Raw genomic sequence first — 20,930 nt, 5'->3', positions numbered from 1 at the left:
CCCTTTGAAACCCAATAGTATTGTAGATATTGCATATATAATTCTTCCCGGGATTTATCTTCCTGGCAGTGAAGCTTAAAACAAGTGATCCTACACCCATGAATATCGTCTATTTACTTTTGTTGCTGGGAGTGGTAATCATAGACATTCTACTCTTCACCGAGATTGCCCAACTATTAAGAGCACCCTCAGACACGTCGGTGGCCATGGGCGTGGGCTTCTTTGTGCTATTGGCCGTCGTGAATTATTTCTTTATTCGTTTTCTCTTATCTAAAATCAAAAACAGATGAACCGCCGAGTTATTACGGGTATTGTAAGTGCCCTATTGATCATCGTGTTCGGACTGACGCTCACCCAGTCCTGCACCCGCGTAGACGCTGGCCATGAAGGCGTGCTGGTGAAACTGTACGGCACGGGCAAAGGCGTGCAGGATGTCTCTTTGGTCACGGGCCGCGTGTGGTTCAACCCCTTCACTGAGGAGGTGTACGAGTTCCCCACCTTCATCCAGACGTTTGACTATGACGCCTTCACGGTCAATGCCAAAGACGGATCGGTGTTTACGGTAGACCCCACCATCTCGTTCTATGTAAAGCCGGGCGCTTCACCCATGATTTTCAAAAAGTACCGCAAAACCATCCAAGAGATCACCCAAACCACCCTGCTCAACTATGTGAAAGACGCCTTCCGGATTCAGTTGAACCAGTACAGCACCGAGGAGATCATCTCCAAACGCCAGCAGTTTGAGACCGAAGTACAGAACACCCTGGACAAGGCCTTGCAGAAAGACGGCTTCAAACTGGAGCAGATGACCAGCGGCCTGTCGTACCCCGAGGAGATTGTGCGGGCCGTGAACCTCAAGAACCGCGCCGTGCAGCAGGCCATGCAAGTGGAAAACGAGTTAAAAGTGGCCGAAGCCCAGGCCCGCAAGAAAATTGTGGAAGCCCAGGCCGAGGCCGAGGCGAACAAGTTGCGCCAACTGACCCTGACGCCGCTCCTCATCCAGCAGCAGTTCATTGAGAAATGGAACGGCTCTACCCCGCTGTACGGCAACTCGCCGGTTTTCTTCAAGAACATGGAGTAGGAAGGAGTTCTGAGTCTTGAGTTCTGAGTCCTGAGTTGTAATTAAGGGGCGTTTCAAACCCGTTTTATGAGAATCAGGGGTGAAACACATACTTGCCCAGTAGCCTTTCCCAATTCAGCATCTTAACCCAAAGCCCCGGTCTTACGTCCTTTAGCGTAGCCGGGGCTTTTGCTTTGGGCCTCTCCAACTAAAAATATTATGGAAACAATCAAATCCTTTTCCGCCGACACTGAAGAAGAACTCTGGCACCTGGTAACCTATGACATGGCCAACCAGAAAGAATTGCTGCACTATTCCGCCCAGTTAACCCAGGCCGGACAACCCATCTATTTTGACATCGACATTGACCTGGGCGGGGGTTTTGAGGGCGGCATCTCTTCCACCACGTTCATGGCACCGGTGCCCAGCCATGTTTCCTTGAGGTTTGCCCTGCACGAACAAGGCTTCATAGATGAACTAGGGAAATTCTTCGGGATGGAAGACATAGAATTGGGTTACCAGGACATAGACGATGCCTTCATCATTAAAACGAACCAACCAGACACCCTAAAAAGCCTGCTCGCTGACCCTACTCTTCATCAACTCCTGCTCAAGCATAAATCCTGCGAGTTCAGGCTCCACGATGACGCCGACGAAACCGGCCCCGAAACCGTGCTTACCTTCCACAAAGACGATGCTATTCTGGACATTTCTGAGCTCAGGGAGATTTATGGCATGCTGTATCTTTTGCTGCAGAAGCTGCGGTAGCTGGCACAGACACTCGTAGGAGCTGCACGCACTACGAGGTCTTTTAAGCAGGCTTGTTGTTATTGTTGTTGTTGTGCGTAGAGTTAGCGGCAGCGCTCTACGCACTGCCGGACAGCCAATCTCCAGATTGGCGTCATACGTAAAGCAACCAAATCATTCTCGCAAACCATGCTCCTTCAACCCAGGCCGTACCATATGCAAAACCCTGAAGGGATGTATTTTGTCACCTTCTCAGTTGTGTTCTGGTTAGACGTTTTCATCAGGGCCAGATACAAGGAAATGGTTGTGAAAAGCCTTTGGTTCTGTTGCCAACACAAAGGGCTGCAAGTGCATGCCTGGTGTTTGATGAGCAGTCACTTACACATCATCATTTCCGCCAGAGACCCAGCAACCACTAATCTATCAGATGTACTCAGAGATTTTAAAAAATATACTGCCCAACAGATTATCCGGGAAATAGAAAGCAGCAGCCTTGAAAGCCGAAAAGAATGGCTATTGGATAAATTCGTCTTTGCAGCCAAAAGTAACAGCCGGAACACCAACTATCAGTTCTGGCAACAAAATTACCATGCTAGTGAGCTATGTAGTAATACTTTCATTGATCAAAAACTGCAGTACATCCATGAAAATCCTGTGAAGGAGGGGTGGGTAGAAGAACCTGAACATTACCTATACAGCAGTGCCCGTGATTATGCTGGTCTAAAAGGATTGGTACCAATAGTTTTGATCGATTAAGAATATTTTACAGAGTACGCCAATCTGGAGATTGGCTGTCCGAGAGTGCGTAGAGCGCTGCCGCTAACTCTACGCACAACTAAACAATAGCAAACATACCGCCTGCTCAAAAGACCTAGTAGTGCGAGCATCTCCTACAACTATGATCCGCCAACCGCCTCACTACCAGCCACAATGTCGCATTATGTTAAATAGAAGCCTTCCGTTTCTGCCACATTTTCCGGAAAACAGGCTTAAAACGCCTCGGCACCTCCTTTGCTAGTATCGTCGTAGAAAAAACAGAAACGACGCACAGACGATATAAAGCTATGAACTTTAACAACTATACCATCAAAAGTCAGGAGGCCGTGCAGAAGGCAACCGAGATTGCCGGCGGCAACCAGCAGCAGGCCATTGAGACGGGGCACTTGCTGAAGGGTATTCTGCAAACCGACGAGAACGTGACCGGTTTCTACCTGAAGAAACTGGGCGTGAACGCCAACCAATTCAACACGCGCCTGGACGAGATCGTGAAAGCCTACCCCGTGGTGACGGGCGGCAGCCCCTATCTTGCCAATGACGCGGCGGCGGCGTTGCAAAAGGCCAACTCTTACCTGAAGGAGTTCGGGGATGAGTACGTGGCCATTGAGCACTTGCTGCTGGGTTTGCTGGCGGGCCGCGAGAAAGTGGCGACGCTGATGAAGGATTCCGGCATCACCGAGAAAGGCCTGAAAGCGGCCATCAAAGAACTACGCGGCGATTCTAAAGTCACCGACCAAAACGCCGAGGCGAAATACAATTCCCTCAAGCGCTACGCCATTGACTTGAACGAGCAGGCCCGCTTGGGTAAAATTGACCCGGTGATCGGCCGTGACGAGGAAATCAGACGCGTGCTCCAAATTCTGAGCCGCCGTACCAAGAACAACCCGATTCTGTTGGGTGAGCCGGGCGTGGGTAAAACCGCCATTGTGGAAGGTCTGGCCCAGCGCATCGTGTCTGGTGACGTGCCCGAAAACCTCAAGTCCAAAACCATCATGAGCCTGGACATGGGTCTGCTGGTAGCCGGTGCCAAATACAAAGGGGAGTTCGAGGAGCGTCTGAAAGCCGTCATCAAAGAAGTGGTGGACTCTGAGGGCGAGATCGTACTGTTCATTGACGAGATCCACACCTTGATTGGCGCCGGTGCCGGGGGCGACAGTGCCATGGACGCCGCGAACCTGCTTAAACCAGCCTTGGCTCGGGGTGAGTTGCATGCCATCGGGGCGACTACGCTCAAAGAGTACCAGAAGTACTTTGAGAAAGACAAGGCCATGGAGCGCCGGTTCCAGGCGGTAACGGTAGATGAACCAAGTATTCCGGATGCCATTTCCATCCTGCGCGGGATCAAAGAGAAATACGAGCTGCACCACGGGGTACGTATCAAAGACGACGCGATCATTGCTTCAGTGGAATTGTCCAGCCGCTACATCTCTGACCGTTTCCTGCCAGACAAAGCCATTGACCTGATTGACGAGGCCGCGTCTAAACTCCGCATTGAGATTGACTCTTTGCCCGTGGAACTGGACGAGGTGCAGCGCAAAATCATGCAACTGGAGATTGAGCGCGAAGCCATCCGCCGGGAGAACGACAAAGAAAAAGAGAACCTGCTTTCCAAGGAAATTGCTGACCTGAGCGAAGTCCGGGACACCTTGCGTGCTCAATGGCAGAGCGAGAAACAGGTCATTGAAGGCATCCAGAAACAGAAAGAAGCCATTGAGCAATACCGTTTGGAGGCCGAGCAAGCCGAGCGGGCCGGGGATTACGGCCGTGTAGCCGAGCTGCGCTACGGTAAAATCCAGGAAGCCGAAGCCAAGCTGAAAGAACTGCAACAGCAAGTGCAGGAGCAGCAGGACGGTGACCACATGCTGCAGGAGGAAGTAACTTCTGAAGACATTGCCGAGGTGGTAGCCAAATGGACGGGCGTGCCGGTAAATAAAATGCTGCAAAGCGACCGCGAAAAACTGCTGCACCTGGAAGAAGAACTGGGCCGCCGCGTGGCCGGGCAGGAAGAAGCGATTGCCGCCATTTCTGATGCTGTGCGCCGGAGCCGGGCCGGGTTGCAAGACCCTAAACGCCCCATCGGGTCGTTTATCTTCCTGGGCACCACGGGCGTGGGTAAAACCGAGCTCGCCAAAGCCTTGGCTGACTTCCTGTTCAACGACGAGAACGCCATGGTGCGCATTGACATGAGTGAGTACCAGGAGCGCCACGCGGTGAGCCGTCTGGTGGGCGCGCCTCCGGGCTACGTGGGCTACGATGAAGGTGGTCAGCTAACCGAAGCCGTGCGCCGGAAGCCGTACTCTGTCATCTTGTTAGATGAGATTGAGAAAGCACACCCAGATGTGTTCAACATCCTGTTGCAGGTGCTGGATGATGGACGCCTGACCGATAACAAAGGCCGGGTGGCCAACTTCAAGAACACCATCATCATCATGACGTCTAACATTGGTGCGCACATCATCCAGGAGAACTTCCAGGAGCTGGACGAGCTTAACCCAGAGCCAACCATTGAGCGCACCCGTGACGAGGTGTTTGAGGTGCTGAAGAAAACGCTTCGGCCTGAGTTCCTCAATAGGATTGACGAGCTGATCATGTTCCGTCCGTTGAGCTCCCGCGAGATCCGGAAGATTGTGGACATCCAGTTCCGCCAGATCCAGAACCGTCTGGAAGAAAGCGGCATCCGTCTGGAAGCCAATGACGAAGTACTGGACTTCCTGGGCCGCGAAGGCTACGATCCGCAGTTCGGGGCCCGTCCGTTGAAGCGCGTGCTACAGCGCCGCATCCTGAACGAGCTGTCCAAAGCCATCCTGGCCGGTGACATTCGCAAAGACGCGGTGGTGGAAGCGGTGCTGCACCACGGCCAAATCAAGTTCATCAACATTGACATTGATTTGCCAGTAGGAAGATAAATTTGTTTTAAGTTGAAGTGGAGGCACCGGAGATATTTCTCCGGTGCCTTTTTTTATGTCCTTCTAGTACGCTTACAACTACGTTTCAGGGCAGATTTTCCGAAAACAGGCTAAAAACCAAAAGCCACTTCCTGCAAATTCATGCTCTGCCTCATTCCTCGCAAATGCTGTGCATAGAAGTAGCGAAGCGCCCCACGCACGAACCGAACAGCCAATTTCCCGATTGGCGTAATAGAAACAGCATTGGCGCAGACGCTCGCAGGTCTTCCGAACGCAACAAGGTCTTTGGAGCAGGCGGTATGCGATGGCAGGCATAAAACTCCCCTCCTACTTTAGGAGGGGTGCCCGAAGGCGGGGTGGTAAAAGCGCGGGGCACGGAGTAGCACAGACCCGAGCCTGAATACCCAACCCAGTTACTTCTTACATGCACAATGGTTTTAAGCCTCCTTTCCTAAAACCAGCCTCAAAACAGAATTGAGATAACGTAGGGACAGGTCGCGACCTGTCCCTACCCGCATTGCCCTTCCCCCACGCATTGCCTTCTATGTTGTGAAAGTGGCGGCATTTTACAATCTTGGCTGCCATTTCGTTCTCAGTAATCCCTATTTCTGTGGCTTCAACCTTTTTCACCTATCTTCAAGTAGGCTTTCACCATATTTTCAACCTGCAGGCCTATGACCACATGGTGTTTGTGTTGGCCATGTGCGCGGTGTATTCGGGCAGGGAGTGGCGGCGCATTCTGGCGTTGGTCACCAGTTTTACCATTGGGCATTCCATCACGCTGGCCCTTTCCACACTGGAAATGATTCGGTTCAATACGGCTTTGATTGAGCTGCTCATTCCGGTGACTATTCTGCTCACGTGTCTGTATAATTTCACGCAACTAAACACCACCCGGCCCAAAGGCAGTGCGGTGTGGTCTTGGAACAATCTGTTGGCCGCCGTCTTCGGGCTAATCCACGGCATGGGGTTTTCCAATTACCTGAAATCATTGTTGGGGCAAGGACAGAGCATCGTTTTAGAGCTGCTTGCGTTTAACCTAGGGATTGAACTTGGCCAATTGCTGATTGTCTTGCTGGTGCTGATACTTCATTTGCTCCTAACCCGTTCTCTCTCTGTCAAGAAGCGCGATTGGGTGCTGGGGATTAGCAGCGCCGCGGGGGCCATTGCCCTCATGCTGATTCTAGACCAGGATTTTTCGGCTATTTTCTAAAAAAGAGGCCTAAAACGGCGGCAGCGCTGCCTACTTTTCACTTTATCAAATGCTGGCTGAGTCTTACCGGGTGTTAGGGGTTCCTTTTGGCGCTGAAATGCCCCAGATAAGGCACGCCTACCGGCGGTTGGTCTTGCAATACCACCCAGACCGCAACCAGGAACCGGAAGCGCACGCCATGTTTCTGCGCGTACAGAGTGCGTATGAGTACCTGCAGCGGTTTCAGGAGTTGGCCTCGGCACCGGCCGCGGCGCACATCCCGCCTCCCCCACCCGCTCCCAAACCCCAGACCGATTGGGAAAAGTACGAGTTTGTCTATGACCCGCCTACAGACCCCAAAGAATACGTGGCCTGGGCGGCCGTGGCCAGGGAGCGCGCCCGGCGGCAGAAAGAGAAAGACCACGCGGCGTACGTGCAACGCACCCTGGCCATGAAGCAGAAGTGGTGGTACGCTCTGGCCCGCTATAGCAGCTACGTGGTGCTGGGGCTGGGCATGATGACTGGCGTCGCTTTTATCCTGATTCCGTTTATTTTCCTATTCCTTGGCGAGTTCAAGCCTGTGCTGCTAGGCATCATTATGGTACCCATGGGCATAAAGATGATGCAGGTGATGCGCGAGTTCCGGCAAGACATAAAGAAGCATTTTGGCGAAGACCTGCCTGTATCTCCTAAATAACCTCTGAGCCGTTTTTTTCTTTGCCCAGAATTAACCATTTTGCTTTTCACTCCATCCAACCTACACAACCGTACCTAATGAAACAATTCTTACTGGCCTCTGGGCTGCTCCTGAGTTTGGCGGCACCGGTGTTGGCGCAGGAAAACATTGATAAATCCAAGTTCAGGCAACTGGCGCAGGAACTACCCACGCCCAACACCTACCGCACCGCTTCGGGCGCGCCCGGGCATGACTACTGGCAACAGCGCGCCGACTATAACATCAAAGCCGAACTGAACGATGACAACCAGACCCTCACCGGCTCTGAGACCATCACGTATACCAACCTCTCGCCAGACGTTCTGGTCTACCTGTGGGTGCAGCTAGACCAGAACATCTTCGAGAAGAACTCCATGACCAGTCTCACCCAGACCAGCAGAGTGCCGGACAGACCTACCTTCGGCGTGGCCGAGGCCTTGGCGGAGCAGACGTTTGACGGCGGATACAAGATCAAGTCGGTGAAAGACGCCAACGGGAGAGCGCTGCCGTACACCATCAACTTCACCATGATGCGCATTGACTTGCCGCAGCCGCTCAAGCCCAAGCAGAGCGTAAAGTTCAGCATTGACTGGTTCAACAACATCAACGACCAACGCAAGCACGGCGGTCGCGGCGGCTATGAGTTCTTCCCCCAGGACGGCAACTACGAGTACCAGATGGCGCAGTGGTTTCCCCGCATGGCCGTCTACGACGATGTAAATGGTTGGCAGCACAAGCAGTTTCTGGGTACCGGCGAGTTCGCCCTGCCGTTTGGGGATTACAAGGTGAGCCTCACCGTACCTGCTGACCACGTAGTCGCCTCCACCGGCGAACTCCAGAACATGGACGTTTTGACCAGCACCCAACGCAGCCGCTTGGCGCAAGCCCAGAAAGCAAGCAAACCCGTCTTGATTGTGACGCCGGAAGAAGCCCTGCGCGCCGAGAAAAACAAGGCCAAAGGCAAAAAGACCTGGACGTTTGTGGCCAAAGACGTGCGTGACTTCGCCTGGGCCAGTTCCCGCAAGTTCATCTGGGATGCCATGAACGTGAACGTGGCGGGCAAAAACACGCTGGCCATGAGCTATTACCCCAAAGAAGGCAACCCGCTGTGGGGCCAGTATTCTACCGAGGTGGTGGCGCACACGCTCAAAGTCTATTCTAAATACACCATTGACTACCCCTACCCGGTGGCAATCTCAGTACACGGCGCGGTGGGCGGCATGGAGTACCCCATGATCTCGTTCAACGGAGGTCGGCCAGAGGCCGATGGCTCTTACACGGAGCGCACCAAATACGGCATGATCTCGGTGATTATCCACGAAGTGGGCCACAATTTCTTCCCCATGATCATCAACTCAGATGAGCGCCAGTGGACTTGGATGGACGAAGGCCTGAACACCTTTGTGCAGTTTCTCACCGAGCAGGAATGGCAGCGCGATTATCCGTCTAGCCGCGGCGAGCCCCGCAACATGGTCACCTACATGAAGATGGACAAAAGCCTGCAGCAGCCCATTATGACCAACTCTGAGTCTATCACCCAACTAGGCAACAACGCCTACGGCAAACCGGCCACCGCTTTGAACATACTGCGGGAGACCGTTATGGGCCGCCAACTGTTTGACTACGCCTTCAAGGAATATTGCCGCCGCTGGGCCTTCAAACACCCCATGCCCGCCGATTTCTTCAGAACCATGGAAGACGCCAGCGGCACCGACCTGGACTGGTTCTGGCGCGGCTGGTTCTACACCACCGACCACGTAGACCAGGAACTGACCGGCGTGAAATGGTACAGCGTAGACACCCGCAACCCCGAGGTGGAGAACACGAAACGCCGCCAGGAAATCAACGCCGCGCCTAAAAGCCTGTCCCAGCAACGCAACCTGCAGGACATCCCCAAGACCCTGCTGGAAGTAAGACCGCATCTGAACGACTTCTACAACACGTATGACCCGCTGGCCGTGACCCAGGAAAGCAAAGCGCAGTACCAAAAATACCTGCAATCCCTTACCCCAGAAGAGCGCGCCCTGCTGGAGAAAGGCCTCAACTTCTACGAAGTAGGCATCCGCAACAACGGAGGCCTGGTGATGCCGGTGGTCATGCAGATGGCGTTCCAGGATGGCACCACCCAAATCGTTCGTATTCCGGCCGAGATCTGGCGCTATGATGAAAAGGAAATCACCAAAGTCTTCGTGACCGAGAAACCGGTGGCCAGCTTCATGCTAGACCCCTTCCAGGAAACCGCCGACATCGACCTGAACAACAACTCGTACCCCCAGCGTACCCAGCCAAGCCGCTTTGAACTGTTCAAAGAGCAACCGCGGGGCATTACGCCCAACCCTTTGCAACAACAGATGCAACGCCAGGGCACCACGCGTCCGCAAGGCAACTAACCTTCTGTTTTCGGCCTTCCTTTCAGAAAACAGGCTTAAAACAGGTTGTACAAAAGCCTCCCTTTTCACAGAAGGAGAGGCTTTTTGTTTCGTAAATATTCTTTTAGAATTAAGAGCATGTTTAAATTTCACCTTTGTCATCCCGGAAGGGTCTTGGTGGCGAGCGGCAGTCGCATTTGAAAATAGCTATACTAGTTCGTCCACAAGATCCTTCCGGGATGACAGAATATAATCCCAATACTTCCCTGAAGCCTGAACGCAGATACTATCTAAGATTGGAAGCAAAGCTCTTAATGAAGCCTGTCTCCACAGGAGAGACGCGTTGCAGATCATCCGCAGGTTCTTGCGTTCACACGGAAAAGCGTAACAGCGGTGCATGCTCGTTTTAAGCCTCTTTTTCCAAAAATACCCCCAAAACGGAAATTGTTACAGGAAAAGAACCTGCTTTAAAACGTTGCCGAAGTTCTTTAACCTACCCGTTACAGCAAAAGAGGCTGCCCTACCACAGGACAGCCTCTTTCCATTTGATTCTTTGGGTGCGGGTTTCTATTCCTTCTTTAAATCACCGTTCTTGATGGCTTTGATGACCTGGTACCACTTGATAGGATCTAGCAGCGGGTTGGTAGCCCCGGGATTATAGCCGCCCCTGCGCATTTGCTGTTGGTTTTGCAGGTTCATGTAATTGCGGTGGTTTGAGTTGGCATCCATGGGTGTGTTGCGGAACATCTGGTCCAGTATCTGCTGGCTCATGGCACTCTCGGTGTCAATATCCTCCAACGGAGACCTCATGGCCAGTACTGCCTGGGTAAAGTCGCGGAAGGTGGCATACGGGAAAACCCGTACCTCTGGCAGCACCGTGGGGTCTTCCAGCATCTCAATTATAATGGAGTAACTGTCCCGCTCAAAGCGCTCTGGAATAACCACCGACTGTTTGGCAAACCCAATGGAACTGAACACCACACTGTCTCCGGCCAGTACCGGCAAAGAGAAGAAACCATATTCATTGGTGTTGGTGCCCCGGCCCGCCTTGGGAATGTACACGCTGGCCCCCGGTATGCCTAAAAGGCTGTCACCGGCGGTCACCACCCCCGTCAACTGAATGACCTTGCGGGCTCCCTGGCCGTGCGCCGAGGTGAGACCTATACCCGTTATAAATAAAACTGCCAGCAGAAAGCGCCCCAAGAGTGCCCCAAAGCGGTGATAGAAAGGAGAGGAAGGGAAATATAGCGTAGTCATGGATCAGTTCGTTTACAAGTATAGGCTTTTTATAGTACTTTGTGCCGAAGAGCTTTAAATAAATTTTACGAAGAGATACTCCATGAGGCTCAAACATTTTAACGTTAGTTTTGGGGAACAAGTATTTAAAGCCATGAGCGATGCCTCCCGCATACGCGTCCTCCACCTGCTTATGCGCAACAAAGAACTCTGCATCGCCGATCTGGAATTGGTGCTGGATTTTACCCAAACCAAAACGTCGCGCCACCTCATCTACCTAAAGAATACCGGCTTGGTCACCTTCCGCAAACAAGACCAGTGGGCGTTTTATTACATCAAAGATGAAATGCTGGACTTTCTACAGCAGATGTTCGGGTACCTGGAGAAAGACCCGCTTCTGCTCAAAGACCAGGAAGTGTACCAGACGCTCTTCTCTAACCGTGAACTGGCCATCAACCGCCTGCAACAGCGGCATTTCACGGGTTTGTAGAAAAGACATTATGCAATAGAGGTTTCCTTGCGGAAAAAGCTGTTAAAGTTCGCTTCCCCTCCCTGCTTTATTGAAACTAATCCTCCCTGAAATGGTTTTCATTAACACCATTGCCCTGCTCCCTCCTTTACCGGGAGCACTACTTTTATGAGAAAACCCAAAACGTACCGTCACTTGTTCTTTGACCTGGACCACACCCTGTGGGATTTCGAGAAGAACTCAGAAGAGACGCTCTATCATTTATACGACCATTACAACCTTGCCCAACTGGGTAACTTCTCGCGCGACTCCTTCTACAAGAAATACAGTTTCGTGAACCAGCGCATGTGGGATCTGTACCACAAAGGCAAGATCACGCAGCAGCAACTCCGCCAGAACCGGTTTACCAAATGCCTTACCGGTTTGGGCATGGCACCCGCCGATATTCCCGAAGGCATCAGCAAAGCCTTTACCGATCTCTGCCCCACTAAAACAGCGGTGTTCCCCTTCACGCACGAAGTCTTAGGCTATCTGAAGGAGAAGTACGTGCTGCACATCATCACCAACGGGTTCAAAGACGTGCAGTACATCAAGATGCGGTCTGCCAACCTAGACGCTTATTTTTCAGAGATCATCACCTCAGAGTGCATCAACTGCACCAAGCCAGACAAACGCATTTTTCAGCACGCGCTGGAACGGGCCGGGGTAAGCGCCCAGGAGAGCCTCATGATTGGCGACAGCCTGGAGGCCGATGTTCTGGGGGCCATGAACGCCGGTATTGACCAGGTGTTTTTCAACCCCGAGAAGAAGCGCCCGCGTCTGCGCCCCACGTATGAGGTGCATTGCCTCAGCGAACTGAAAACGTTTTTATAACCTGTTTTAAGCCCGTTTCTTGGAAAACAGCCTGAAAACGGGAACTCCGGCAGCGTAGGATTTGTCTATTATTTGGTTACTTTTGCAGGCCTAGGCCGTAAAAGGCCGAAGAAGTTCTTTTACACCATTGGGGATGACCGGAATTGACAGCTTGAGCAAGCTGGGTGTAAGCATGTCGGGAGTTGGCAGTTTTCCCGTAAATCAGAATTGACCGACGATTATCTGGCGAGTCTAACTACGCCATGGCTGCCTAGTCTAGGTACTAAGCATTTTGCCATTGTCCCGCAGCTCCTCGGTTCGGTGGGGGCTGGTCACGGGGCATCGTAATGCCGATCTAGTGCAGGCCAAGGTGTGGGGTCTGCATGAAACCAAAGCATCTAAGGTGACTTCATAGGCCAGGCTTGGGCCTGGAGCCACACGAAAACCAAACCAAGACTAAACATGTAGAAAGCGCTCAAGTTTCCTTGTCTGGACCAGGGTTCGACTCCCTGCATCTCCACTAAAAACCTATAGCAAGATAGTGATTATCAATGCATTAGGCTTGTGCTGCACAACAAACTGTACAACAATCTTCCAATTGAAACGCCCCATCAGTATTATTGATGGGGCGTTTTTTTTAATGGCACATAATTCTCTTCGTTCATACTTATTAATTCCCTGCGCTAAACAGAACTTTTAAACAAGAGCTTTCCTTAATCCTTTTGTCATACTACTCTATCATTAGCAGATTTACAGCTATCTGTAGAAGCTCCTAAATCTGTTGAAAAATATCACTCAGTTGGATATTAGCATAGACTTGTGTGTTATTATACAGGTTTAACAATTTGGATTTTATCCATAATATTCGTAACTTTATGATGTTAAAAAATCATTTTGAAGTTTTTATATTTCAACCTAACTCCAACTATCTATGCACAGAGGCTCTACCGAATTGAACATGACTGATAAGATGAAACTCAAATCCGCATTATCTGGAAAGAGTCGTTTACTGGTTTATTTCGCATCGGGGACCGAGATAAAAGAATGCTATTATAAATTGCCATTTGAACTCATTATTCTTGTAGATGTAGCTTTTAAGAAGCCCCTGAAAATCGCAAAAAATGTAGTGTGTGTTGGTTTGTGGTCGACAAATGCAATTTCATTATTTAAAGAGTTAGAAATTTCTATCTCTTGCATGGCAACTGGGATAGATGGCTTGGAAGAAGGTGGATGTGCTTTTCCCATGAATGGGAACTTCTGTATCGGTAGCCTATTACCGATTCTTAAAAATGATTTTCTACACATTGCTTTTCCAAAACAATATAGAAGAAGCTGGAAAAAGCTGTTTCTGGACATGCCGTTTACCTCAACCTTGTTGAACCAAACGGATAAAGATTACATAGACCCGAAGATTTTCTCTTCCACGAATAAGGCTGGCTATGTTTGGAGAGTGACCAAGAATGTTGAACCACCCACTAACTTCAAGCTCGGGGGCAGAAACATCACTATTCAGCGTAAAAGCATCTGGGATAACTATGAGTCATTGGACAAACTCTTCGTGCGATGCCCACCTATTGAGGCCAGGAACGTTAAAAAGTTATTTCCTAAAGCCGAAATTATAAAGGATTTTACATTTGAAGGGATTCTTCAGTATTGCAACAGGAATAATGTTTCTTCAATAGGTCTAAGCCCATGGTTGAGGCATGAATACAAGGCATTCTTACAATACCTTCTCGATAACGAAGAGAAAAATCCACTACCAAGAGTTATTCACTTCAACCATTTACACAGAAATGATTTCGCCCAAGTTTATAATCTGGCGAAGCAATCAAGTATTAGTGCATAGGCTTTCTGTATGTAAGTGCTTATTAAAACAAAAGGGCTGGTAATACACCAGCCCTTTTTGTGTGGCAACAATAAATCATTGAACAGATGATTCTTCTATTATATGCCAAAATCTAATTTAGTTTTAAGCTGAAGCATCTTTTTCAATAGGAAACATTTCTTCCCAGCTTAGCTCAGCATCATTGCTATTTCGCATAATATCACCTGTAGGTTGTACGAATAAATCCCTGTGTTCTTTTTTGTGAAGGTGATAACGCCTTGATGGTTTTGTTTTTGGGCCATTCCAGCGGTCACTTTTAATAACCGCACCTAAGGCAATTAATGCTTTTCCTAACATATTTGTGTTCGTGTGAAGGTTAGGCTCCCTTTCCTTTAAGTAATCCAATACCATTGTAGTATTCATATACACATTACCCTGCTTAGTAAAATCAAAGTGACGCTGCAAATACTCTTCGTCAGCGGTCACATACCTGAATATCTGATTGTTCTCGTTGATAGTATCAAAATCCACATATACTGTGTTGCTCTGTTTGTGAAAGTAGTTGTATGCTTCGCTCCATAACAAGTCATAGTTGATTTCCTTTATAGCTTCCAAGTCTATGGCTGTCACCCCTAAAATCAAAAATCTTCTGGACCCTGAATCATCATTGATGATGTTCATGTTATTCGTGGCACCGATGAACGAAGCCTTTCTGGTGTAGTTTTCTGATGTGCGTCCGTAAGCTGGTCGAACGTTATTGATTTGCTTGAGGCTTGTAATTTTCTTTAGTTCAGCTACCTCGGATTTCTTGGTTGCGGAGAGTTCATCATCAAATATAAAGAGGGAGGTGGCAAGCTTTATCATCTCGTCTTTGTTAGACATGTTCCAGTCAAAGCTTTTCACAACGTAGCTCCTGAACGGGTTCAATAGGTATTGCTCAATGGCTGTTGTCTTTCCTGTTCCCTGAGCAGATTGAAGAATTAATATTCCCTCACGTACCTTAGTTAGTGAGTAGTAGTTGATGAAAACCCCTTCGAGCCAATACTTAAAATACTTTTCCACTACTTCAGTATCGTTGTCGCAGGTAAAGCAGCGGATGAATTTATCTATCTCATTTGTCTCAGTTATGCCCTCGGCCAAAGGTGCAACCTTTTTGAAATATTCGGTTATAGGGTCGTAAATGGGAGCGAATGCATCGTTTTCAATAAGAACGAAAAGTTTGTTCTTGTCAATAGTTACCTTCTTTATGGTTTCCTTGCCATTCCTGCCATCGACTGACATATAAGTTGAATAGCTCCATAGGTGGTTAAGCCAGCCGTGAACTGTCCTGTCGTTTAGCTCTTTCATCTGGTCACCCAGCACCAGCTCAATCTTGTTCGTTAGTTTATTGGTGCGTATGGTGTCATAACTGCTGCGGATGTAGGTCTTTACGGCATCAATCTCTGATTGTGGTAACTGGTTCTGGTTGCTACCCCATACTTCTTCAGTGTCCTGAAAATCCAAGGTGAATTCCTCCTTGGCTCGGTTTTCAATTTCAGAAGTAACATGGGCAATCTCATTTACCGTGTCTTTTGAGGCAAAGTGCCTAAAGTTGCTTCTCAGCTCATTTCTGTTTTTGTCATTGTTGTTCATTTTAGATTTATTGTTTTTATATTTTATATTTTCTCAGAAAGGGAAACTTACCTTTCGTCTATTCTATTCGGAAAATGAATTTTGTTTTATGGCAGCTTCATTTTTTTAGAATGTTTTTTTCAGCGCAACCTATAACTCGCATAATTTCAGTTAGATAGCATGTTCTTTTCTCTTTGTTATAGAGGTTCTTAAACTCCTTCTGGGCATATGCCTCAAGCGCTTGCCTGCTGATGCCTTTTGCTATGCAGGAGTTAGCGAAGCTAAGGAACGCATTGTGGAAACCTGTCATGTACACCGTTCTGCTATAGCCAGACAGATACTTGTTCTGAGACTCCCTGATGATTTCAAGCTCCCTGAAATTGTCTGAGACTTGCGATACGTTTTGATTAGAATACACTTTCTTCCTGACCCTGATACCTGAAGTATCCAATGCTGTAACTTCTGGGTTGATGACAAGGTCTGCGTCTGGTGCATAATACCTCAAGCGATTAGTGATGTCGGTGACCGAGGCGTCCAGGGTTTTCACTGGGTTCTTGAAATTGAATACCCTTTGCAATAGTTCGTAAACCTTGGCAATCACTACCTCAAGCACATTATGTTCATCCGTGTCACAGAGCAGGTAGAGGTAAAGCCCTTTCCCGCTGATGGACTTTCCACTCAAAAGGATATGCTTTCCCAAATCCGTTAATTCATAGATGTCTCTCAAGACTTCTTCCACGTAGGCGGTGGTGCAGTTAGGTTCGTTCTTCAAATCCAAGTCCAATTGCACCAGTTTTGTAAATGTGCGGTAGCTATGTTTCAGCCTCCTGATTTTGCCGTCACCGTCTGGGTGGAAGGTGGCTACGCAGAAAGCGAAAAGCTCGCTCTTCTGCGCTTGGCCTGCGATAACCTTATCCACCGTGTCCTTTAGCTGAGGGTTCAGAAGCACTGGGTTTGCTATGTGCTTGACCAGGTAATGGAACGGTACATCCTTAGCGAAGTAGAACCCATTTCCATTTGATGTAGGTTTCCATAGTGATATTTGCTGTTTGAAGATATTCAGGTTCAGAACCTGCTCAGCTTCTACTTCAGTCGCATGCCTTATTTCATCTTCTATAAACAGTCTCATATACCCATGCCTTTGGTTTTCGCTGATGCAATCAGTAAGTCCAGCATGTCCACTTTCGTCACTATCCTGTTCTGCTGTTCGCTAAGCTCCGTGCGTAGGCGCTCGAAATCATGGTAGGTTGACCTATTCATCTTCAATGTGAAATACCTTTTGTCAGAATGATTATTTGTTTTATTAAATTTTTCCATCTTTTTATATGTTTTTATTTATATATTAAAGAGAAACTACTCTCTTGTGCATATTCTACATCAAAAGATAAAATAGTTTGAAAACTGATGATGAAAATGAGTGCTGGGTGATAAAAAGATTAAAAATTTTATGTAAGTATTTGATTATGAGGTGTTAAATAGATTTTATGACAAGAATGAGTGGATTGAATTTCTTTATTATCAATGCAGGACGCAGAATATGTAGTAGGTGGTTTGGATGTTGATATTTAAACCTGCTACATCAAAAAGATGGTTTGGAGGCCGTTAAGTAGGTTTTTGCTGTGATGTAGTAGGTTGCAGGTTTAGTAGGTATGGTTTCAGATAATATAGAAGTATATGGCCTACCCTTGTAAGCATATATGTTTTTCTAATTCTTTAAAATATAGTTACTACACCTACTACATACTACAAAAGCAGCTTAGCAGACTAAATAAGCTGTTTTTTGTGTAGCAGGATGGTTTACTTTCAATTGCTACAACCTGCAACACTTGAAAAGCAACTGACTACAGGTAACATTGACATCCTGAATATCATTCTTAGAATCCTTTTATAATATAAGGCCATGGCCAACTTCTAAATTATGAATAGGTAGTTGCTGAAAATTAACGCCTTACATTAAATAGTAATTACCATCCTTTCACAATTCATAGGATATCTCAAATTCTGCTTATTTATCTAAACCTTATATTTTATCTTGTGGAATAAAGCACCCATTAGAAGAAATATCCATACAATGATAAATTTCAGAGAATACGCCAACTTCATCTGGTCGGTGGCAGATTTGCTACGTGGCGACTACAAGCAGGCAGACTACGGCAAGGTGATACTTCCGCTTACCATTATAAGACGATTAGACTGCGTATTAGAGAAGACCAAGCCTAACGTGCTGTCTAAATACGAGATGCTCAAGACATCTTCAATCCAGAACATTGACCCAATCCTGAATGCCGAGGTTGGCCTGAGCTTCCATAACCGTAGTAAGTATGACTTTGACAAGCTGGTGGCTGACCCCAATAACTTAGCGGCTAACCTGCGCAACTACATCAACGGCTTCTCTGACAGCGCACGGGAAATCATAGAGTATTTCAAATTCGAAGACCAGATAAATCGTCTGGAAGAGGCAGACCTGCTGTTTTTGGTGATTAAGCGGTTCCAAGAGATTGACCTGCACCCGCAGAAAATCAGCAGCATGGAGATGGGTTACATCTTCGAAGAGCTTATCCGTAAGTTCGCTGAAATATCAAATGAGACAGCAGGGGAGCATTTTACGCCTCGTGAAGTAATCCGTTTGATGGTGAACCTGCTGTTCCTTAATGATAGGCAGATACTTACTCAGGAGGGTATAGTTAAGACGCTTTATGATGTGTGCGCTGGTACGGGCGGTATGCTTTCGGTAGCGGAAGAGTATCTGAAAGAACTTAACCCGAAGGCACGTCTGGAAGTATTTGGTCAGGAGCTTAACCCCGAGTCTTATGCCATTTGCAGGGCTGATATGTTGATAAAAGGTCAGAACCCTACCAACATTAAGCTTGGTAATTCATTGTCCAATGATGGGCTTGAAAACCACAAGTTTGACTACTGTCTGACGAACCCGCCATTCGGTGTGGAGTGGAAGAAGGCCGAGAAGCAGATAAAGGACGAACACCAGAAGAAAGGTTTTGGTGGTCGTTTCGGAGCTGGCTTGCCACGCATCTCTGACGGTTCCTTGCTCTTTCTGCAACACTTGGTTAGCAAGATGAAGCAAAACGGGGAAGGCTCCCGCATCGCCATCGTGTTCAACGGCTCACCGCTGTTCTCTGGTGGCGCAGGCTCTGGCGAATCTGAAATCAGGAAATGGATTATAGAAAATGACATGCTGGAAGCTATCATAGCCCTGCCCGACCAGTTGTTCTACAACACGGGTATCTCTACCTACATTTGGATGCTCACTAACCGCAAACTGAAAGAGCGCAAGGGCAAGGTGCAGTTTGTGAACGCAGTCTCATTCTCACAGAAAATGTCCAAAAGTCTTGGTAACAAGCGTAATGAAATAAGCCCTAAGCAGATTGAATATATCACCAAGATGTACGGTGACTTCATGCCAGGAGAATATTCAAAGGTGTTCAACAACGAAGACTTCGGGTACAGTCGCATCACCATAGAAAGACCTCTTCGTGATGAAAATGGCAATGTGGTGACTGATAAAAAAGGTAATCCAAAAGCGGATGCCTCATTGCGTGACAATGAGAACGTGCCACTGACCGAGGATATTGAAGAATACTTTGAGCGTGAGGTGCTACCACATGTGCCAGACGCTTGGATTGACCATACCAAGACTAAGGTGGGCTATGAAATCAACTTCACTAAGTACTTCTACGAGTACAAGCCTTTGCGCTCGTTGGCAGATATACGTGCTGATATCATGAAGTTGGAAGAGGAAGTGTTCAGTGAGGTGGCTTCTGTTATTTCTTAAGTAGAGGGCGATGAAAACATACGACAACTACGGGGATTCTGGTAATGAATGGATTGGTGAACTGCCTACCCATTGGATACAAAAGAAATTAAAACATTTGGCAACCGTGCAGCCAAGTAATGTAGATAAGAAATCATACGAAGGGGAGCTTCCGACTCTACTTTGCAATTATATGGATGTCTACAAAAATGACTTTATACTTGCTTCCTTGAACTTTATGGAAGCAACCGCTACGCCAGATGAAATAAAGAAGTTTAAGGTAGACGAAGGTGATGTATTGGTAACCAAAGATTCTGAGACCGCTGATGATATTGCTATTCCAGCCTTTGTGAAAGATAAATTGGATGGAGTTACATGTGGGTACCATTTAACCCAGATAAAACCAAACAAAGAAAAATTATTAGGCGGTTACTTATTCCGCTTGTTCCAGACACCACGCTTTAATAACCAGTTTAAAGTGTATGCTAATGGGGTAACCAGGTATGGACTGAGTATTTATTATTTCAGTAACGCAGTAATACCATTGCCATCTGTAAGTGAGCAAGAATCGATTATTAAATTTTTAGACGATAAAACCTCTAAAATTGACAACCTCATGTTGAGGAAACGAGATATGATTGCTTTGTTGGAAGAGGAAAAAACAGCGGTCATAAACGATGTAGTTACCAAAGGCCTGAATATTGATGCACCAATGAAAAATAGTGGTATTGAGTGGTTAGGCATGGTTCCTGAGCATTGGCAGGTAAAAAAGTTAAAATATATAACTAATCAAATCATTGATGGGGCGCATTTTACTCCGACTTATGTTGAAGAAGGTGTTCCTTTTTTAAGAGTTACGGATGTTCAATCAAAAGATATTGACCTTAAAAACGTTAAAAGGATACCATTAAAAGAGCATCAAGCATTAGTTAAGAGATGCCAACCCCAAAAAGGGGATTTGCTTCTTTCAAAGAATGGCACTATTGGAATTACAAAAGTTGTAGATTGGGATTGGGATTTTAGTGTTTTTGTAAGCCTATGCCTTATAAAATTTAAAGTAGATTTAATCAGCCCTTACTATTTCTCGTTTTTTTTTCAGAGTGATATAACGAATCAACAAATTGCTGAGGGAAGCAAAAAAACTTCCGTTACAAATTTACATCTTGAGAAGATTAACGAACTTTTTATTGTACTACCGCCCATTGCTGAACAACATATAATTATCAATTATTTAAATGGTGCATTAGGAAAAATACGACATAACATTAAGCTTATAGAAAAAGAAATTGAGTTAATGCAAGAATACCGCACAGCATTGATTTCTGAGGCTGTCACAGGCAAGATAGACGTTCGTGACTACCAACCAGAACCAATCAACTCACAAGCACTGGAATTAGCATAA

Annotated in this window: 17 protein-coding genes and 1 other RNA gene; 14 read left to right on the top strand and 4 right to left on the bottom strand. The window is 47.5% G+C overall.

All coding sequences use genetic code 11. The features are described from left to right. The first annotated feature begins 98 nt into the window (after positions 1–98). From HHO50_RS16650 to HHO50_RS16615, 8 genes are all read left to right on the top strand, one after another. Complete coding sequence (locus HHO50_RS16650; protein WP_181307573.1) at positions 99–290, top strand: hypothetical protein; 192 nt, start codon at positions 99–101, stop codon at positions 288–290. After that, positions 287–1,081, top strand: a complete 795-nt coding sequence (locus tag HHO50_RS16645) for a prohibitin family protein (RefSeq protein WP_181307571.1) — start codon at positions 287–289, stop codon at positions 1,079–1,081. Before HHO50_RS16650 ends, HHO50_RS16645 begins: the two co-directional genes overlap by 4 nt. Positions 1,082–1,279: 198 nt before the next feature. Further along, positions 1,280–1,828 carry a hypothetical protein gene (locus HHO50_RS16640; protein WP_181307569.1) on the top strand — a complete coding sequence of 183 codons (549 nt, stop codon included), beginning with the start codon at positions 1,280–1,282 and terminating at the stop codon, positions 1,826–1,828. Positions 1,829–2,023: 195 nt separating this feature from the next. Then, complete coding sequence (locus HHO50_RS16635) at positions 2,024–2,563, top strand: transposase (protein WP_181307567.1); 540 nt, start codon at positions 2,024–2,026, stop codon at positions 2,561–2,563. Between the two features lie 308 nt (positions 2,564–2,871). After that, positions 2,872–5,490, top strand: a complete 2,619-nt coding sequence (gene clpB / locus HHO50_RS16630) for an ATP-dependent chaperone ClpB (protein WP_181307565.1) — start codon at positions 2,872–2,874, stop codon at positions 5,488–5,490. Positions 5,491–6,100: 610 nt separating this feature from the next. Further along, positions 6,101–6,703, top strand: a complete 603-nt coding sequence (locus HHO50_RS16625; RefSeq protein ID WP_181307563.1) for a HupE/UreJ family protein — start codon at positions 6,101–6,103, stop codon at positions 6,701–6,703. A gap of 49 nt (positions 6,704–6,752) precedes the next feature. After that, entirely contained in the window at positions 6,753–7,379 is a 627-nt protein-coding gene (locus tag HHO50_RS16620) for a J domain-containing protein (RefSeq protein WP_181307561.1), read from the top strand. A 77-nt stretch (positions 7,380–7,456) separates the two neighbouring features. Beyond that, positions 7,457–9,787 carry a M1 family metallopeptidase gene (locus HHO50_RS16615; protein ID WP_181307559.1) on the top strand — a complete coding sequence of 777 codons (2,331 nt, stop codon included), beginning with the start codon at positions 7,457–7,459 and terminating at the stop codon, positions 9,785–9,787. Positions 9,788–10,333: 546 nt separating this feature from the next. Here HHO50_RS16615 and HHO50_RS16610 read toward each other — a convergent pair. Next, complete coding sequence (locus tag HHO50_RS16610; protein ID WP_181307557.1) at positions 10,334–11,023, bottom strand: carboxypeptidase-like regulatory domain-containing protein; 690 nt, start codon at positions 11,021–11,023, stop codon at positions 10,334–10,336. Positions 11,024–11,105: 82 nt separating this feature from the next. Here HHO50_RS16610 and HHO50_RS16605 point away from each other — a divergent pair, with 82 nt between their 5' ends. The 4 genes from HHO50_RS16605 (at position 11,106) to HHO50_RS16590 (ending at position 14,169) form a co-directional block, all read left to right on the top strand. Continuing rightward, complete coding sequence (locus HHO50_RS16605; protein WP_181307555.1) at positions 11,106–11,492, top strand: metalloregulator ArsR/SmtB family transcription factor; 387 nt, start codon at positions 11,106–11,108, stop codon at positions 11,490–11,492. A 147-nt stretch (positions 11,493–11,639) separates the two neighbouring features. Continuing rightward, the gene (locus HHO50_RS16600) at positions 11,640–12,344 is read left to right on the top strand and encodes a YjjG family noncanonical pyrimidine nucleotidase (RefSeq protein ID WP_181307554.1); all 705 of its coding nucleotides are present in this window, start codon (positions 11,640–11,642) and stop codon (positions 12,342–12,344) included. Positions 12,345–12,473: 129 nt separating this feature from the next. Further along, positions 12,474–12,846, top strand: a transfer-messenger RNA (tmRNA) gene (gene ssrA / locus HHO50_RS16595). 435 nt (positions 12,847–13,281) lie between these two features. Beyond that, the gene (locus tag HHO50_RS16590) at positions 13,282–14,169 is read left to right on the top strand and encodes a hypothetical protein (protein WP_181307553.1); all 888 of its coding nucleotides are present in this window, start codon (positions 13,282–13,284) and stop codon (positions 14,167–14,169) included. Positions 14,170–14,292: 123 nt separating this feature from the next. Here HHO50_RS16590 and HHO50_RS16585 read toward each other — a convergent pair whose 3' ends face one another. The 3 genes from HHO50_RS16585 to HHO50_RS21375 all read right to left on the bottom strand — a co-directional run bounded on the left by HHO50_RS16585 (position 14,293) and on the right by HHO50_RS21375 (position 17,019). After that, positions 14,293–15,780, bottom strand: coding sequence for a VapE domain-containing protein (locus HHO50_RS16585; protein ID WP_181307551.1), 1,488 nt, complete (start codon positions 15,778–15,780; stop codon positions 14,293–14,295). 97 nt (positions 15,781–15,877) lie between these two features. Further along, the gene (locus HHO50_RS16580; protein WP_181307549.1) at positions 15,878–16,888 is read right to left on the bottom strand and encodes a hypothetical protein; all 1,011 of its coding nucleotides are present in this window, start codon (positions 16,886–16,888) and stop codon (positions 15,878–15,880) included. Further along, positions 16,885–17,019, bottom strand: a complete 135-nt coding sequence (locus HHO50_RS21375) for a hypothetical protein (protein ID WP_255478785.1) — start codon at positions 17,017–17,019, stop codon at positions 16,885–16,887. The genes HHO50_RS16580 and HHO50_RS21375 overlap by 4 nt, the downstream gene beginning before the upstream one ends. An 811-nt stretch (positions 17,020–17,830) precedes the next feature. On the opposite strand from HHO50_RS21375, the gene HHO50_RS16575 reads away from it, so the two are divergent. After that, positions 17,831–19,549 (top strand): class I SAM-dependent DNA methyltransferase, encoded by a 1,719-nt coding sequence (locus HHO50_RS16575; RefSeq protein WP_181307547.1) that lies wholly within the window; start codon positions 17,831–17,833, stop codon positions 19,547–19,549. A 10-nt stretch (positions 19,550–19,559) separates the two neighbouring features. Next, positions 19,560–20,930 (top strand): restriction endonuclease subunit S, encoded by a 1,371-nt coding sequence (locus HHO50_RS16570; protein WP_181307545.1) that lies wholly within the window; start codon positions 19,560–19,562, stop codon positions 20,928–20,930.

The organism is Rufibacter sp. XAAS-G3-1, from assembly GCF_013623775.1.
GTDB lineage: Bacteria > Bacteroidota > Bacteroidia > Cytophagales > Hymenobacteraceae > Nibribacter.
Note: the sequence above shows the minus strand (reverse complement) of the source record. Positions and strands in the feature narration are given on the sequence as shown.

Excerpts from the sequence above, each read along its gene's own strand:
- HHO50_RS16650 (WP_181307573.1), top strand. The coding sequence starts at position 99 with ATGAATATCGTCTATTTACTTTTGTTGCTGGGAGTGGTAATCATAGAC.
- HHO50_RS16645 (WP_181307571.1), top strand. The coding sequence starts at position 287 with ATGAACCGCCGAGTTATTACGGGTATTGTAAGTGCCCTATTGATCATC.
- HHO50_RS16640 (WP_181307569.1), top strand. The coding sequence starts at position 1,280 with ATGGAAACAATCAAATCCTTTTCCGCCGACACTGAAGAAGAACTCTGG.
- HHO50_RS16635 (WP_181307567.1), top strand. The coding sequence starts at position 2,024 with ATGCAAAACCCTGAAGGGATGTATTTTGTCACCTTCTCAGTTGTGTTC.
- clpB (WP_181307565.1), top strand. The coding sequence starts at position 2,872 with ATGAACTTTAACAACTATACCATCAAAAGTCAGGAGGCCGTGCAGAAG.
- HHO50_RS16620 (WP_181307561.1), top strand. The coding sequence starts at position 6,753 with ATGCTGGCTGAGTCTTACCGGGTGTTAGGGGTTCCTTTTGGCGCTGAA.
- HHO50_RS16615 (WP_181307559.1), top strand. The coding sequence starts at position 7,457 with ATGAAACAATTCTTACTGGCCTCTGGGCTGCTCCTGAGTTTGGCGGCA.
- HHO50_RS16610 (WP_181307557.1), bottom strand. The coding sequence starts at position 11,023 with ATGACTACGCTATATTTCCCTTCCTCTCCTTTCTATCACCGCTTTGGG.
- HHO50_RS16605 (WP_181307555.1), top strand. The coding sequence starts at position 11,106 with ATGAGGCTCAAACATTTTAACGTTAGTTTTGGGGAACAAGTATTTAAA.
- HHO50_RS16600 (WP_181307554.1), top strand. The coding sequence starts at position 11,640 with ATGAGAAAACCCAAAACGTACCGTCACTTGTTCTTTGACCTGGACCAC.
- HHO50_RS16590 (WP_181307553.1), top strand. The coding sequence starts at position 13,282 with ATGACTGATAAGATGAAACTCAAATCCGCATTATCTGGAAAGAGTCGT.
- HHO50_RS16585 (WP_181307551.1), bottom strand. The coding sequence starts at position 15,780 with ATGAACAACAATGACAAAAACAGAAATGAGCTGAGAAGCAACTTTAGG.
- HHO50_RS16580 (WP_181307549.1), bottom strand. The coding sequence starts at position 16,888 with ATGAGACTGTTTATAGAAGATGAAATAAGGCATGCGACTGAAGTAGAA.
- HHO50_RS21375 (WP_255478785.1), bottom strand. The coding sequence starts at position 17,019 with ATGAATAGGTCAACCTACCATGATTTCGAGCGCCTACGCACGGAGCTT.
- HHO50_RS16575 (WP_181307547.1), top strand. The coding sequence starts at position 17,831 with ATGATAAATTTCAGAGAATACGCCAACTTCATCTGGTCGGTGGCAGAT.
- HHO50_RS16570 (WP_181307545.1), top strand. The coding sequence starts at position 19,560 with ATGAAAACATACGACAACTACGGGGATTCTGGTAATGAATGGATTGGT.